Here is a 17,022-nt window from a genome sequence, read left to right as displayed (position 1 = left end):
CCCAGTACCGGAACCCTGCCATGAACCGCTTCGCCCTTCTTTCGCTCTATCGCTCGCTCACCCGGCACAAGCTCTACGCCGCGCTCAATATTGGTGGTCTGGCGATCGGCATCGCCGTGTTCATCGTTCTCGGTCTCTATGTCCGGTTCGAGACCAGCTACGATCGCTGGGTTCCGGACCATGAAAATCTCTACATGGTGCAGAGCGATTTCAACCTGCCCGGTAGCCCGTTCGACGGTGTGAGTTATCAAACGCCGTGGGGGCTGCTCGACATGCTCAAGGAGACCGATCCCGAGCTCGTCGGCACGAATATCATGCCGGCCTATGGCAGTGTGATCCGCGACGGCTTCGGGACGGCAGAGAATATCGCGCCCGTCGATCCGGGTTTTCTCGATTTCTTCCGGCTGGAGCTGACGGCAGGCTCGCGCGATGCTCTTAAGTCTCCACGGAACGCCGTGCTGACCGAAGAGGCGGCAGAGCGGTATTTCCCGTCGGGCGATCCGATCGGTAAGACCATCACGCTCTCGCACGACGAGGGCCCGACCAACTACACCGTCGGCGCGGTCGTTCGGGATCTGCCGACAAACACCCATTTCGATTTCTCGATCCTGATCCCGATCATCCAGTCCACTTCGCCGACAATCATCGCCGAGGAGCGCAATCTGGGGGCCTTGACTGCGCTCACCTATGTGCGGCTCGAGACCCCCGCAGATGTACAGGGCTTCCTGGAGAAGATGCCTGCTTTCATTCGCCAGCATGGCGACGACCTCGGCGAGGACCCCGACGAGATGCTGTCCTACATCGTCGAGCCGATCGCCGATTTCCACCTCGGCACGAGCGACACCCTGCCGCAGACGGTCGCGACCCTTGGCATCGTCGGGCTCGTCACGCTGCTGATCGCGCTCACCAATTACGTCAATCTGGCCACTGCGCGTTCGGGTCTGCGGGCGCGCGAGGTCGCGATGCGCAAGGTGCTGGGTGCCGATCGCGGCAAGGTTATGCGCCAGTTCATGGGCGAAGCGATCCTGACTGTCGCGATCGCTTCGCTGGGCGGTCTGATCCTCGCAGAGCTGGGCCTGCCCTTCGTCAATTCGGCGGGCGGACTTTCACTCGAAATTCCCTATGCGCTGGTCGTGCCTGCGCTGTTCCTGCTGTCGATCGTCGCCGGCGTTCTGGCGGGCTTCTACCCTGCGATGGTTGTTTCGCGGTTTCGGCCTGCCGCGGTGCTGGCCGCGTCGCGCTCGCCGGGTGGCGGCAAGGGCGGAACCCGGGTGCGTGAAGCCCTGGTGGTGTTCCAGTTCGGCCTCTCGATCGCCTTCATGATCGGCACCGCCGTGATGATGGCGCAGACCAGCTATGTCCGGGAAGCCGATCTTGGTTTCGAGCGTCAAGGCCTGCTGGTCATGAGCACCTTCAACGATCCAGGGCTCGATGCTGCGGCGCGCGGCACGCTGATGGCGCGCTTCCGAGAAATCCCCCAAGTTACCTCGGCCACTTTGGCGACGATGGCGGCGGGCGGCAGCGGGAGTAATACGGGCGAGAATGTCCAGCTGCCCGGTGTGCCCGGTCCCGGCCCGAGCGTCCGCAAGATCGATGTGGGGGAAAAGTTCTTCGAAACCTACGGGATCGAGACCCTGGCGGGCCGGGTGTTCAGCCCCGAATTCGGGCGCGACGATGCGGCCGAGATCGAGAGCGAAGGCAATTTCAACATTGTCATCAACCGCAACGCCGTGCCCGTGATGGGCTTCGATTCGCCGGAAGACGCGATCGGCAAGGTTGTCGGCGGAGGACGGCCGCGCACGATCGTCGGTGTGGTCGACAATGTCCGCTACACTTCCGCCCGCGCCGAAATCGGGCCGACCTTCTACGTCTACAAGAGCCAGTTGCCCGATTTCGCCATCGCCACACTGCGGTTCACGGGCAATCCGCGTCCTGTGAAGGAAGCTGTGGAGGCCGCTTGGCAACAAAGTGCCGGAGCGCTCCCGCTTGGAATGGAAACAACCGACGAACGGCTCGAAATGTTTTATGAGAACGACGAGCGCACGGCGCGCCTGTTCGCCATCGGCGCAGGACTAGCGGTGCTGATCGGGATGGTCGGGCTGTGGGGGCTTGCCTCGTTCAACACCGCGCGGCGGGTGAAGGAGATCGGCATTCGCAAGTCGCTCGGTGCCTCAGCAACCGATATCGTCAAGCTGCTGGTCGGCCAGTTCATGCGGCCGGTGGTGTTCGCCAACCTGATCGCCTGGCCGCTCGCCTATTACGCCATGCGCACCTGGCTCGCGGACTTCGACGACCGGATCGCACTCTCGCCGATCTATTTCATCGGTGCGAGCCTTGTGGCCTTCGCCATCGCTGTGCTGACCGTCCTTGGCCAGTCACTCCGCGCAAGCCGCACCGCTCCGGCGTGGGCGCTGCGTCATGATTAGGGGCGTCATCACGAGGGCCGCCTTGCTTGGCGGGGCCGCGCTCCTGTGCGCAGCCCCGGCGCAGGCCGATACGCTGCGCGATGCGATTGCGGCAGCCTACGCCACCAACCCCACGCTCGCCGAGGCGCGAGCCCGGCAGGAGGCGCTGGAAGAGGCCCCCGAACAAGCGAGGGCCGAGGGTCGGCCAACGCTCTCTGCGGTTGCCGGTGCGGGCTACGACGATCTCGGCTACGGGGGCGCGGGCAGCGCCGATCTGCAAGCGGCCATGCCGATCTGGACCGGCGGCCGCATCTCCTCCGCCAGTCGCGCGGCTTCAGCAGATTTTGCAGCAGGCGCGCAGGTTGTGCGCGACAGCGAGGCGGCGATGCTTGAGCGCGTAGTTGCGGCCTATGCCGACCTGCTGTTCGCACAGGAAGCGGTCGAGGTCGCGCGGATCGGGATCGAACGGCTCGACCGGCAGGTGGGAGAGGCGCAATCGCGCTTCGACCTTGGGCAGGCGACCCGCACCGACGTCGCGCAGTTGCAGGCCCAGCGATCAAGCGTTGTCGCCAATCTCGCCGATGCCGAGGCTGCCCTGGCAAGCGCGCGCGCCGCCTATCGCGCAGTGGTCGGCCACAACCCGGGCACTCTGGAGGCCGATGTCCCCCCACCCGCCATGCTTCCAGCCGATCTTGCCCATGCACGCGCCGCAGCCGAACTGGCCAATCCGCGCCTGCTTCAACGCCTGCGCATCGTCGAGGCTTCCGAAGCCCGGATCGACCGCGCCCGCGCAGACCGCGCACCGAGCGTCGAGCTTGCGGGGGCCTATGGTCGCGGAGTGCAAGAGACCGGCGGCGCCCTGCAGAGCTACGATCACGCCGCAAGCGTCGGTGTGAGCGTGCGAATCCCCCTGCTGACCGGCGGGCTGGCGGCATCGAGGGTGCGCGAGGCGAAAGCGACGACGCGCGCCAATCGTTACGCGGTGCAGTCCGAGCTGCGCGAGACCATGCGCTCGGTCGAGACCGCCTGGGCCACGCTTCAGGCTGCCGGACAGCGCGAGGCGGCGAGCCGCGATGGGCTGGCCGCCGCGCAGATTGCGCTCGACGGTGTGCGGGCGGAATATGAATTCGGCCTGCGCTCGACGATCGATATCCTGCTCGCCGAACAAAGTTACCGCGCCGCGCAACTTGCCCTCGCCCGCGCCCGCAGTGATGTGCTGATGGCGCAGGCCGCGCTGCTCAGGGCGACCGGCCATCTCGATCATGCGGCCTTCTTTGGCTGACATCGAGAATTGCCGCGATCGGAGTGCTTATCTGAAGCGACCGACTACCGTTCTCACTAACGGTCTATCGTCGGGCGCCGAGCCTTCGAAGATAATGCTGGCGCATTCCGAGACTCGCCATCTGTGGCCCTTTGCAAGCCAAAGCATATCCGTATTGTCGGATTTCGGTTCCGCAAGCGTCAGGATTGCTAGAGGGATATGTCGAGGATCCCAGAGATGTTGGAAAAGGCGCGGCGGGCAGTGCTCCGTCGCGGGCTTTCACGCGAGGATGCTGACGAGATTGTGCACGAGGCCTTCATCAAGATCGATGCCTACGCCCAAACAAGCGAAGTCCGTTCGCAGGAAGGGCTGCTCGTCTCGACCGCGATCAACCTGTCGATCGATAGCCAGCGCCGCAGCGCCAGGGCACCCTTTGTCCAGCATCCCAACGTCCAGCTCGTATCCAGCACCGATCCCGATCCTGCCGACATTGTCGATGCGCGCGCGAAACTGGAGCATCTTTCGGCCGGGATCGCCCACCTGAACGAAAGGACGCGCCGGATCCTGTTGCTGCGCCGGCTGGACAATCTGAGCTATGCCGAGATTGCCGAGCGCGAGCAGATGAGCGTTGCTGCCGTGGAAAAGCAGGTAGCTCGCGCGACTCTGAAACTCATGCAGTGGATGGAAAGCTTGTGAGCCGCGGTTCTGACAGTGCGACCGGCAAGGATGCCGAAGCGGCCGCGTGGCTCGTGCGACTGGACGGCGAAGCCGGATCGCAAGCTCGCGCAGCGCACGAAGCCTGGCTGGGCGAAAACGAGAGGCACGCCCGGTCCTTCGACAGGGCCCAGGAAGTGTGGTCAATGCTGCCCCGGGCTGCCGCACAATCGCCTGTCGCAGCAAGCCACCCCCCGAAAGCTGCCCCTGCGTCCAAGTGGGCGATGGCCGCCTGCGTCGCGCTGATCATGCTGGCGAGCGCCTTTGTCTTGACCCGGCTTCCCGGCCACCAGACATTGCAAACCGCGCCCGGCGAGCAGGCAGTCGAACGCCTTGCCGATGGCAGCACCGCCGCACTCGACACCATGACCCGCCTTTCGCTCGATTTCGACGACGACCAGCGAGCGCTGACCCTGGAGGAAGGCGAAGTCGTGTTCGACGTGGCCCACGAAGCCGAGCGCCCCTTCGTCGTACGGGCCGGCAACCTGCAGGTGCGCGCGGTCGGGACGCGGTTCGTGGTCCGCCATGTCGGCACCGATACCTCGGTAACCTTGCTGGAAGGCAGGATCGCAGTGTCGCGACTTGGCGAGGATGGGCGCGCCGAACCTGTCGCGATCGCGCAAGGCGGGCGCTCCCTGCGGACCGGCGATCGATTGCGGTTGACCGTCAACGGCAAAGCTCGCAGCGATCGGCGCGCGATCGAGGATGTGGCTGCCTGGCGGCGCGGTCGTGTGGTATTCGATGATGTTCCGCTTGGCGAAGCCGTCAGCGAGCTGAACCGGTACGGTGGGGAGCGGCTCGCGGTCGGGTCGGACATTGCCGGACTGGCGGTATCGGGCAGCTTCTCCACCGCAGACCCCGCCAGCTTTGCTGAAGCAGTTTCGGCCCTGCACAATCTTGATGTGCGCGCATCCGGCCAGACGCTCGTGATCGAAAGCCGACAGACACAAAACTGAAAAAAAGTTTCGTTCCGCCTGTCGGTTTCGCAATGCGGCATCGTCTAGGGGTCAGGGGCGGACGGGACCGGCCCTTTCCAAAGGGGGCCGAATTGTACCGTTCACTCACCACTTCGCTGCTTGCCATCGGGGCTGCCACGATCAGCACAGCGGCTTACGCTCAAGCCGCACCTGAAACCACCTACACCTTCGATCTCCCGGCCCAGCCGATGAGCGATGCTCTGACCACGGTTGCCGACCGGACGGGCAGCAACGTGGTCTTCAACGGGCAGGATGTGGCCGAACGCCGGGCACCGGCCATCCGCGGTACCTTTACGGCACAGACCGCGTTCGAACGAATTCTCGGCGGTTCGGGGCTGACCCTGACGCGCACCAGTAGCGGCGCGTTCGTCATCTCCTCCGCCGCGCAATCGGGCGCGGCGACCGGTCGCAGCGCGATCGCAGGATCGGTTACCGCGGCCAATAGCGTGCGCGGGCTGGAAGGCGCGCTGGTCAGGATCGTCGAGACCGGCCAGACGACAGCGGTCGACAGCTTCGGCGATTTTCGCTTCGCGAATGTTCCGGCGGGCGACTACACGCTGGAAATTTCCTTTCTCGGCTACGAAACGGTTTACCAAACCGTCAGCGTCGGCAACAACAGCGCCCGCACTCTCGCGATCGTGCTCGCCCAGCCTGAAACGGAGGGCTACGAGATCCTGGTCTACGGCTCGCGCAGCGCGCGGGCCAACGCCCTCAACGTCCAGCGTACGGCCGAAAACAGTTCGGACGTGATTTCCGCAGACGATCTGGGCAACTTCACCGGCACGACCTTTGCCGAAGCCTTGCGCCGTGCGCCCGGTGTGGCCTTCCAGCGCAATAGCGTGACGGGCGATGGCACCAACGTGATCGTGCGCGGGCTGGAGCCCGATATGAACGCCGTGAAACTGAACGGGATCAACCTGCCGGTGGGCAACGGCACGGGCCGCTCTGCCGATCTTTCCAACTTGCTGGCGGACTCGGTCGGCCAGATCACGATCCACAAGTCGCTGCTGCCCAGTCAGGATTCCTCGGGCACGGGCGGCCTGATCGAGATCGAGACACTGTCCCCGCTCGACCGGCCGCGGCGCTATGCCAGCCTGCTTGTGGAAGGCGGCTTCACGCCGGACGACTTCGGAAGTGATTTCCTCATGTCGGGTACGCTTTCGGGCACATTCGGTGACAATTTCGGGCTCAGCGCCTCGATCCAGTACCGGCGCAACGATAACCGCTCGATCGGTTACGATGCCGGGGGGAACGGGGGGCGGCTCGCCTTTGGCACCTCGCTGCCGCTGGATAGCAACGGCCAGTCGATCACCGCGCCCGAAGCGGTCGATCCACTGACGGTTTTTCCGTTCCTTCCGGGCGACGACAGGGTGTTTCCCTCGGGCGTAAACACCACCTTCTACAACAACGAGAACGAAACTTTCGCAGGGACTTTATCGGCCGAATGGCAGGTGAGCGACGGGACCAACCTCAAGGTCGACTACCAGCGCTCCCAGTCCACTTCGACGTTCTTCTCGCTCACCGACACTTTCACCGCCCTGGCTGAATACGTCGTGCCCGCAGGTGGCGGTGAGTCAGAGCTGATCCTGCCACTGGCCCCCGGCAACGAGGCGATCCAGCGGACGCAATCCTACAGCTACGATCCCGACGTGAAGCAGGTCACCGATACCTTCAGCTTCAAGGGTCGCACCGATGCCGGAAGCTTCACCTTCAAATACCTTACGGGCTATGCACGGGGCACCGAAACGCACCCCCGCCAGTTTGGCGTGCAATTCCGCATGCCCGAAGCGGATGCGAGCGCGGATCTGTTCACGCCGGGCGCGGTCGATCCGGTTACCGGCCGCATCCTTACCGGCTTCGCGCCGCGCACCGGCCGCGGTATTCCACTGCCGCTGCTCAGCGATGCAGGCAGAGCGCTGATCAACGACCCGTCGGGTTTCACGATCGACAATGCCTCCGGCCAGTTCGACGACTTTTCGGGTAGCAACGACCGCTATACTGCGAGCGGATCGGCCCGTTGGACGCCGGGCACGGGGTTCCTCAACTATCTGGAAGCCGGCGTGTTCTATGAGAACACGTCCTTCACCAGCAACCAGGTACGCAGCCAGATCGGCGGCAATGTGCCCGTCACCTCACTGGGCCTGGATTTCGTACCGTCCGATCTCTCCCGCATCGGCATCGACAATGCGGGCTTCCTCGTCCTGAGCGAAGCATCCGTGCGCGATCTGGCCGACAACCTCGAAAGCTACGTCTCCAGCACCGGGCTGACGATCACCCCGATCGTCCCCAATCCCGACGAGGAAAACGAGAGGACCGAAGAGGAAAATCTCGCCGCCTACGTCCAGGCGCGGGTCGATATCGGCAAGCTCGAGATCATCGGCGGCGTACGGTACAACCGCACGAAGCTGGCGGCGACCAATCTGGTCTTCCCCGTCTATACCGGCCCGATCCTGCCCGAGAACGGCGGCGGCGTCGGCAACGACCTGATCTTCCAGAACGAGTTCACCCGGTTGGTGACCGAGGAATCGGTGGCGGAAGACTTCCTGCCGCGCGTATTGTTCAATTACCGCGCAAGCGACGATCTCATCTTCCGCGCCGGCTACTTCCTCTCGGTGGCGCGCCCCTCGATCGGGCAGCTTTCGTCCGAAACGCGGATCGCCTTCATCAACTTCCCCATTCTCGGGCCGGAAGGCGTGAAGCCGATCCTCCAGATCAATAGCGGCAACCCCAATCTGAAGCCTGCGAAGACCGACAATTTCGACATTAGTGCCGAGTATTACTCAGGCATCGGCGTCTTCAAGCTGAGCGGGTTCTACAAGCGAATCGACAATCTGCTGCAGACCAACATCACCAACGGTCCGGCCGTGCTGGATGCGATCACGCTGCCCGATTACCCCTATTTCAACGGAGCGCCCTATTTCGATCCAACCAATCCGGACTCGGTCTTCATAACCGGGGGCACGCCGGTCAACAGCGACGATGTGGCGGAACTGTGGGGGATCGAGGCGCAGGCCGAGCGTCGGTTCGACTTCCTGCCCGGTGTCTGGGGCGGCTTCGGCGTCTACGTCAACTACACCTATACCGAGAGTTCGCGGACCGACCGTTACACCTATGCGTATGAGCCTGCCCCCGACAATGTCTACGAATTCACAGGCCTGCCATTCGTGCAACAGCCGAGACATTCGGGCACCGCGGCGCTGACCTACGCCAAGTACGATATCGATGCGAACCTCACCTATGGCTACCAGTCGCGCGCGCTATCGTCGTTCCGGCCCCGGGGCCTGAGCAACTACACCGAGGCGGTCGAAACGCTCGATTTCCGGGCCGAGTACTACCTGCGCCCGGCCTTCGCGGATCTGCGTGTCTTCTTCGAGGCAAACGATCTGCTGAACGGCACGGGCGATCCCGATGTCGCCTACAGCTTCGGCGGCGAACAGGGCGTGCCATCCTATTACCACCGCGCGACCTACCTTGGCGGGCGCCGGTTCAAGATCGGCATTTCGGCCACCTTCTGATCGCATCAATGGCGTCGGCGCCCGTGTTGGGGCGTCGACGCATGCCCCCTTCCCCCCCTTCCCGGGAGCTCTTCGATGACCAAGCATTTCCTTGCCCTGCCGATTCTCGCGGTAGGTCTTTCGCTCGCCCAGCCAGGCCCGGCGCTGGCGCAAGCCACCCCTGCCGTCCCCGCCTCGCATGGCGAGATTGCCTACGAAGAGTTCACCTTGCCCAACGGGCTGCGCGTGGTCGTTCACGAGGATCACAGCGTGCCGAAGGTGGCAGTCGCGGTCTGGTATCACGTCGGTTCGATGAACGAACCCGATGGCAAGTCCGGCTATGCCCACCTGTTCGAACACCTGATGTTCAACGGTTCGGAAAACCGCGACGACGAATACATGCCGCCGTTGCAGGAAATCGGCGTTTCGGCGGTCAATGGCGCGACCAGCTTCGACCAGACCTATTACTACGAAGTCGTGCCGACCGGCGGGCTGGAGCGGGTGCTCTGGCTGGAATCCGATCGCATGGGCAACCTGTTGGGTGCGGTCACCCAGGCCAAGCTCGATGAACAGCGCGGCGTGGTACAGAACGAGAAGCGCACTTACGAGAACCGGCCCTATTCCTCGATGGACCGGTTGCGCAACGAGGCGCTGTTCCCGCCCGAGCATCCCTATCACCACACCGTGATCGGTTCGATGGACGACCTCGACGCCGCCTCGCTCGACGACATGCATAACTGGTTCAAGGACTACTACGGCGCCTCGAACGCGGTGGTCAGCCTGGCGGGCGATGTCTCGGTGGAGGACGCCCGCGAGCTCGTGACGAAGTATTTCGGCGCCGTGCCGCCCGGCCCGCCGGTGTCGCGGCTTACCCAGGATCTGCCGCTGCTCGACACGACCAAGCTTCAGGTCGTCGAGGAAGCCGTCCCGCAGACCGCGATTTCATGGAGCTGGCCGGTGCCGGGCCAGGGCAGCGAGGTCAGCCCGGCCCTGCGCCTTGCATCCAACCTGATCGGATCGGGCCGCCTGTCGCGCCTCAACCAGGCGCTGGTGGTCGACCGTGAACTGGCGACCGGAGTATTTGCCAACTACGAAAGCATGCAGCTGGCCGGTGTGTTCGAGATCGGCGTGCGGCTGAAAGCGGGCGTCGACCCGACCGAGGTCGAAGCCATCCTGCGCGAAGAGCTCGATCGCTTTATCGACGAAGGGCCGAGCGAGAGCGAGTTGGAGCGGACCAAGGCGGGCTGGTACAGCAACAATGTTCGTGCGCAGGAATCGCTGTTCGTGAAGGCGATGATGCTGGCCGGCGGTCTCGTGTTCGAAGACGATCCCGGCAGTTACCTGAAGGACCGGGCGCAGATCGAGGCGTCCACCGCGAAGGATGTACGCGATGCCGCGCGCGAATGGCTGTCGCGCCCGAACTATCAGCTGACGGTCGTCCCCCGCCCGGATCGCCAGGCAGGCGCCGATGGCGCCGACCGCACGCAGTTGCCGCCTTTGCAGGGCTACCCCCAACTGGCGCTGCCAACGGTACGCGAAGGGATGCTCTCCAACGGGATCAGAGTCTTATTCGCCGAGCGCCCGGGCACGGCAACGGTCGACATGGCGATGAGCTTCGATGCGGGAAGCAGTGCCGATCTCGGCCGCAAGGACGGGATCGAGGGGTTCACCAACGCGCTCCTGGGTGAAGGCACGCAGAGCCTGACCGGGAATGAGCTGGCCGACCGGGAAGAGCGTCTGGGCGCGCGCATCTATACAACCGGCGATGTCGATACGACCACGGTGGTGGCCTCGGCGCTGGCGCGCAATCTCCCCGAAACGATCGAGCTCTGGGCAGACATGATCCGCCACCCCGCGTTTCGCGAAGAGGATGTGGCGCGGGCGAAGTCGCAGGCGCTTTCGCGGATTGCACAGTCCAAAACCGATGTTAACTCGCTCGCCTCCGAAGCCTTCGGGAGCGTGATTTACGGCGAAGATCATGCCTATGCCCGCCAGCTAGGCAATCGGCGCGCGGTAATCGAAAGCTACGGGCCCGCCGACTTCGAGGAGTTCCTCCGGGCGTTCATCCGGCCGGACAACGCCACGATCTACGCTGCCGGGGCGACCGACTATGCACGCCTGATGGCCGAACTGGAGGATGCATTCGGAAGCTGGCAAGCGCCCGACGTGCCTCTGGGGACAAAGAGCGTGACACCGCTCGCCCCTCAGGCCGGCCCGCGGGTCATCCTGATCGACAAGCCGGGCGCCATCCAATCCGCGCTGCGGGTCGGGCGGATCGTGCCGGACGGGCGCGATCCCGTGAACTTCGACCTCGGGGTGCTCAATTCGGTGTTCGGCGGCGGATTTACTGCGCGGATCAATTCCAACCTGCGCGAGGACAAGGGCTGGACCTACGGCGCGGGCAGCGGGATTTCATCCGCTGTCGGACCGCAGACCTTCCAGATTTCGACCAGCGTGCAGACCGACAAGACGGCTGCCGCGCTGGCGGAAATCGTGAAAGAGCTGGAAGGCATCACGGATAGTCGCCCGGTCACCCCCGAAGAGCTGGAGCTTGTCCGGCGCGGCGATGTGCTGACACTGGCCGACCGTTACGAGACGAACAACGCGATGGTTGGCTACCTGCGCTATGTCGACCGCTTCGATCATCCGGTGAACTGGATCGAAACCCTGCCCGACCGCTACGCGTCATTGACCCCGGGCGATACAGCCCAGGTTTCCTCATTACTCGATCCCGAGGCGATGACTTGGGTTATCGTGGGCGATCTCTCGCAGATCGAGGACAACGTGCGCGCCCTGAATCTCGGGCCCGTCGAGGTTCGTGCGCCGGATGGGAGCATTGTGCGATGAGCCTTCCCGGGTCGATCCATGCTCGGGAAGGAAGATCGCAAGAATTGAGGGCGCACCACTATGACGGTGGCCTCGGCAGACGGTAAGCGGCCAGACCCGGCTGCCTCCTGTCCGTGCAGTTCTGTTGCGCCTTGCCCCCGTTGTCTTCCCGCCCGGTCATCGCCGGATCGCTCGTGACCTTCCGCTTGGGCGCGACTGCCCCGGGCGGACGGCGGCCCCTCGCGGGTCAGCTGTCCGCTGCCCTCAGTCGAGCAGCATCTCGCGCAGGAAGGCGATCTGCGCGCCATCGGATATGCGGCTGTTCTCGCTCTTGTCGAAACCGTGCCCCTCATCGGTGGCGAGAACATAGGACACCCGCACGCCGTTGGCCCGGATCGCCGCGATCATGTCTTCGGACTGCTGCTGCGGCACCCGCGGATCGTTGCCCCCCTGAATGAACAGGACGGGCACCGTGATCCTGTCCGCATTCTGCATCGGAGATACCTTCCGGAAGAACGCCGCAACCTCGGGGTCGCGCTCGTCGCCATATTCGCGCCTCCGGTTATCGACCCGGTAAGGCTCGGTATTTTCCATGAAGGAGGCGAAATCGGAGACGCCGAAGCGCGAGATTCCGCCCTTCAGGCGATCCGAATATTCGACCAGCGAGGCAAGCGAGACGAACCCTCCATACGAGCCGCCTGCAATCACCACGCGCGACGCATCGAGATCGGACTGTTCCTCGACCCAATCGAGCAGGGTCCCGATATCGCGGATCGCATCCGCCCGGCGGGTCGTCTCGTCGAGCTGTTCGAAGGTCTTGCCATACCCATCGGAGCCGCGAATGTTCGGCCGCAGCACGGCGATCCCCATCTGCGTCACGATATAGTGGTAGAAACGGCTGAAGCTGGGGCGCGACTGCGATTCCGGGCCGCCATGCGCGAAGATCACCACCGGCGCGGGTTTCTCGGCCGAAGCGGTCGAGGGACGATAGACGAGCAGCGGGATGCGACGGGGTGCGTCGCCATCCATGTCGAAAGTCTGGTAGGAGGTCAGGTCCGGTATGAGCGAGGTCATCTTCTGGTTCGGCTTGAAACCGCCCGTCCACGGCTCGAACGCGCCGGTGCGATAATCGTACAGCCCCGAACGCCATGGCACTTCGGGCTGCGACACGCGCATCGCCAGCATCTCGCCATCGGGCGAAAAGCGCATGCCGCTGACCACACCGGGCGAACGCTCGGCCGGGCCAGCGATGAGCGCCAGCCGGTTCATGTCGATCACGACGATAATCGACAGCCCGTCGCGGTTGTACGACACCGCCATCCGGCTGCGATCGGGCGCAACCGCGATGCCATCAATGTCGAAACCGACATCGCTGAGCACCGGGATCAGTTCGCCGGTCTCACGATCATAACGCATCAGTTCGATGAAGTCGGAATAGGCGTTGCTGGTGAAGAAGATGTACCGCCCGTCCGCTGAGTAGGCGGAGTCCTTTATGTCCTCGTCCGCGTGCAGAAGGATTGTCTCCTCCCCGGTTTCGAGGTCGATTTCCGAGAGCTTGAAGCCCTCGTCTGCCGGGCCTTCGGCGAGCAGGTGGCGGCCAGCGGGGCTGAAGTCGTCGGGATAGAAAGGCGCATTGCCCCGTGCGAGGACCTGCGGAGCTTCATCGGCGCAGGTCGATTGCGCGATCAGCTGCCACACCCCGGTGCCTGCCTCTGCGCTTGCGTAAGCGATCCGGTCGCGCGTGTCGGACACGATGACCGATACGTTGCGCGACTTCCCCGGCGAGATCTTGTCGGCATCGAAAGACCGCCCGTCGGTCAGGTAGACGGCGCTATACTCGTCGCCATCGCGGTCGGAGGTGAAGACATAACCCTCGCGCCCACAGACAGACGCGGGTTTCGCATTCGACAGGCTGACGCCCGGCAGGTCTAGAAGTTTGGCGTAGTCGCCGTTGACGCTCGCCCGGCGATAGAGGTCGCCGCGATAGGAAAACAGCATGGCGTCGCCATCATGCGTCCAGCCGCGCACCGAATAGCTGTTCTGCGTCTGCATGTGCCCGGCGACCTCGCGCCCATCGTACAGAACCGACTGCGGCACATTCTCAAGGTACAGATTATCGCCGAACTGGCGGCGCTCTTGGGCACTTGCGGGTGCGGAGAGAAGGACAAGACAGGTGAGGATCAGGGGCAGCGGTCGCCGCATGGTGGCGCACCTCCATGGCAGGTCTGGGGTTTGCGGCGGATGGGCGAAATGGGGAGAGCCGGGCAATAGCCTGCCCGGCTCTCCTCTCGATCGCTCGTCAGAAAGCGAAGCGTGCGCCGAGGTAGAATTCACGTCCGTCGAGATCGTTGAGCGAGGACACGATGTTGCGGCTGTTTCCGCTGTTCAGGCCGCTGGGCAGGAACGGCCCCAGATCGTCGAACACGTTGTTCACACCGGCATACAAGCGAACCGTCGGACGGCGACGCAGCGTGTAGCCGACGTAGACGTTGTGATAGGACTGCGAACCGACGTCGAAATAGGCGGGTTCGCCCGGTCCAACATCCTTGTCATCCACGCCGCCGCTCTTGAACAGCGTCGTCCAGGTCACGCGCAGGCCCTCGTGACTCCAGCCGATCTTGGCGCGGAATTCGTCCTTCGGATTGCCGATGATGCCGAGCGTATCCTCGGTCTGCAGCCCGTCGATCGCTTGGAACGAATACGAATCCTCAAGGTAGTGCGTGTAGATCACATTGAAATCGAAATCGCCCGGAATGCCGCCGATTTCCCAGTCGTAGTTGAGCGTGGTGTCGATCCCGGACGTCTCGTAGCGATCGAGGTTCTCGGACTGGTTGATGACTTCGCGGACCGCGCCATTGGCCGGGTTGCGAGTGATCGTGTCGCAAAAGCGATTGTTCGGATAATTGTCCGCAGTGTAGCACAGCTCGGCTGCCAGCTGGGTCGAGACCGAACCGATCGCGTCCTTCACGTTGATCTGGTAGTAATCGACGATCAGCGACAGGCCGGGGACGAAGCGGGGGGTCAGGATCACACCCGCAGTGAACGTGTCCGCCGTTTCTTCCCGCAGGTTGGTGTTGCCTGCGTTGGGCCCGTAAACGCTGCCCCCCACACCGAACGCCTGCCCGGCGTTGTCCGGGTCCGCAAAATAGGCCTGGATGCCCGGTTCGGCGAGGCAATTGGCGGCAATCGTCGCCGCACTCGCATCGCTCCCCGGAGGCGGCGTGATTCCGGTACCGTCTGGCAGCAGCCCGCCGCACGGATCGGTGAGCGAGTCATAGTCGCCGCGTGGCGGGGAGAAGAACTCGGTCAGGGTCGGCGCACGCTGCGAGCGCGAATATTGCGCGCGGAAGCGAACGTCGGGGCTTGGGAAGAAGCTGCCCCCGATGTTGTAGCTGGAGACCGTGCCAACGGTGGAGTAGTCCGCAATGCGACCGGCGAGCTGGAGCGAAACGGTCTCCAAAACCGGAACGTCGATCTCGGCAAACGCTTCGATGACGTCGAAGCGCGCCTCGATATCCGGCACGCCGGTCGAGGTCGTCTGAAGGATCTTGTCACCTCCCTGCCCCCAGGTCCGCTGGTACTCGCGACGGTATTCCAGTCCCGCAGCAGCCTTGAGTGGTCCGGCCGGAAGCTCGAACAACGTGCCGTTGGCGCTGGCAAGGCCGGTCACCTGCTCGCGTTCCTGCCGCAGGTCGGCATTGTACCGGATATAGTCTGCCATGGGCTCGGTGATCGAACCCTCGCCGAAGATGTTGACCGCCACGCAGCCCTCCTCGCGCGCTGCGGCGCTGGCGCAGACCACTTCTCCGTCGATCGTTGTCACCTGAAGAGCGTTCGCGAGATGCTGAAGGTCGATCTCGTTCAGGTCACGCTGATGCTGGTTATAGGTGCCGTAGGTGCCGCCGACATTCCACTGCCAGTCGCCCCACGCATCGCCTGAAAGGCCGAAATTGGTCCGCAGGGTCTGGCGATCATTGTTCTTCTCGTCCCAGCCCAGCTCGTTGAAACGGCGGTACCAGCTAACCGAGCCCGAGCGCGTTTCTTCGACTTCGGGCGGAATGAACGGATGGCTGGAGGCGATTTGCGGCAGTTCGGCCTCGATGATGACGCCGTTGGCATCATACGTCGCATTCCCGTCGGCATCGAGCACGGCGTAGGTGTCGCCATAAATCGCCGCTTCCGGTGCGCTGCGGGCGCGCGTGTTGATGACGGTGTACATGGCCCCGGCGTCGAACCTGATGCTCGGCGTCAGGTCGTAACGCGCCTTGATCGCGCCCGACCACATTTCATATTCGGGCGAGAGCGTCTGGCCGGGACGAAGGTTGTAGCCGTCCGGATAGGTCTCGAACGCTTCTCCCGAAGTACGGCCATCGTCGGGCAGCAACGACTGATCATTGTACCACACGCCGCCGATATTCCACGCATCGTCGGACTCGAAGCGCCCGCCGGGGATGTAGGAAGTAAGGCTGGGCGTGAAGCAGTAGCGCCCGCTGTCATCGCAACCCGGAAGCAGCGACTCATCGTTGAAATTGCCGATGTCGCTTGGCACGCCCCACGACACGGCGCGGATCGAATCCGGGCGGGTTCCATCCGCGTAGATCGGGTCTTCATGCTCGTAGCTGAAGCCGACCATGATGTTGCCGCGCCCTTCGTCGAAATTGCGGCCCCACGCCAGGTCGGCAAGGATTTCCTGCTCGCCCGAGCGTTCCGGCTTAGCGTAACGCAGGTTTGCGTCGAACCCGTCGAAGTCGTCCTTGAGCAGAATGTTCACCACCCCCGCGATCGCGTCCGACCCATAGATCGCAGACGCGCCGCCGGTGGTGATTTCGATCGAGTCGACGAACCCGGCCGGGATTGTGTTCAGGCTGACGCGCTCGCCATTGCCCGCGTTGGAGATGGCGCGGCGACCGTCGATCAGGGTCAGCGTCCGATTGCTGCCAAGGCGGCGCAGGTTGATCGTGCTGATGCCCGAGTTCTGGACGCTGGTGTTCGTCGATTCGGGAGAAAGGTCGGAATCGACGCCGGGAATTTCGGCGACAATCTCTGCGAGATCGACCGATCCGCTTTCCTCGATCGTTTCGCGATTGAAGATCTGGAGGGGAATGGCGGCCGTGGCGTTCGAACGCCGGATGCGCGAGCCGGTCACCGTGATGACGTTTTCTTCCGGTTCGGCTTGCTGATCGGTCGCAACCGGCAGTGTCGCAGGGTTTTCCGCCGATCCGGTATCCTGGCCCGTACTCTGGGCGAGAGCGGCGCCAGGGGTCATCGCGATCGCGAGTGCTCCTGTGCAGGACGTGACGAGCAATAGGTTTTTCATACGACCCCCTTATTCTTGATCGATTATC

At 63.7% G+C, this 17,022-nt stretch carries 8 protein-coding genes; 6 read left to right on the top strand and 2 right to left on the bottom strand.

The window, feature by feature from the left end; genetic code table 11:
- Nucleotides 1-20: 20 nt before the first annotated feature.
- The 6 genes from AAG612_RS14155 (at nt 21) to AAG612_RS14130 (ending at nt 11,698) form a co-directional block, all read left to right on the top strand.
- Nucleotides 21-2,426, top strand: coding sequence for an ABC transporter permease (locus AAG612_RS14155; RefSeq protein WP_342511173.1), 2,406 nt, complete (start codon nt 21-23; stop codon nt 2,424-2,426).
- Nucleotides 2,419-3,687, top strand: coding sequence for a TolC family outer membrane protein (locus AAG612_RS14150; protein WP_342511171.1), 1,269 nt, complete (start codon nt 2,419-2,421; stop codon nt 3,685-3,687). The genes AAG612_RS14155 and AAG612_RS14150 overlap by 8 nt, the downstream gene beginning before the upstream one ends.
- Before the next feature lie 198 nt (nt 3,688-3,885).
- Nucleotides 3,886-4,362, top strand: coding sequence for an RNA polymerase sigma factor (locus AAG612_RS14145; RefSeq protein WP_342511169.1), 477 nt, complete (start codon nt 3,886-3,888; stop codon nt 4,360-4,362).
- Complete coding sequence (locus tag AAG612_RS14140) at nt 4,359-5,336, top strand: FecR family protein (protein WP_342511167.1); 978 nt, start codon at nt 4,359-4,361, stop codon at nt 5,334-5,336. The genes AAG612_RS14145 and AAG612_RS14140 overlap by 4 nt, the downstream gene beginning before the upstream one ends.
- 92 nt (nt 5,337-5,428) lie before the next feature.
- Nucleotides 5,429-8,872, top strand: a complete 3,444-nt coding sequence (locus AAG612_RS14135) for a TonB-dependent receptor (protein WP_342511165.1) — start codon at nt 5,429-5,431, stop codon at nt 8,870-8,872.
- A 75-nt stretch (nt 8,873-8,947) separates the two neighbouring features.
- Nucleotides 8,948-11,698 (top strand): M16 family metallopeptidase, encoded by a 2,751-nt coding sequence (locus AAG612_RS14130; protein WP_342511163.1) that lies wholly within the window; start codon nt 8,948-8,950, stop codon nt 11,696-11,698.
- A 243-nt stretch (nt 11,699-11,941) separates the two neighbouring features.
- On the opposite strand, the gene AAG612_RS14125 is transcribed toward AAG612_RS14130, so the two are convergent.
- Both AAG612_RS14125 and AAG612_RS14120 read right to left on the bottom strand, forming a co-directional pair.
- Nucleotides 11,942-13,879, bottom strand: coding sequence for a S9 family peptidase (locus tag AAG612_RS14125; protein ID WP_342511161.1), 1,938 nt, complete (start codon nt 13,877-13,879; stop codon nt 11,942-11,944).
- A gap of 97 nt (nt 13,880-13,976) precedes the next feature.
- Nucleotides 13,977-16,994, bottom strand: a complete 3,018-nt coding sequence (locus AAG612_RS14120; RefSeq protein WP_342511160.1) for a TonB-dependent receptor plug domain-containing protein — start codon at nt 16,992-16,994, stop codon at nt 13,977-13,979.
- Between the last annotated feature and the right edge of the window lie 28 nt (nt 16,995-17,022).

This window comes from Citromicrobium bathyomarinum (assembly GCF_038594605.1).
Classification (GTDB): Bacteria; Pseudomonadota; Alphaproteobacteria; order Sphingomonadales; family Sphingomonadaceae; genus Alteriqipengyuania; species Alteriqipengyuania bathyomarina_B.
This window is presented reverse-complemented; position numbering and strand designations above follow the sequence as displayed.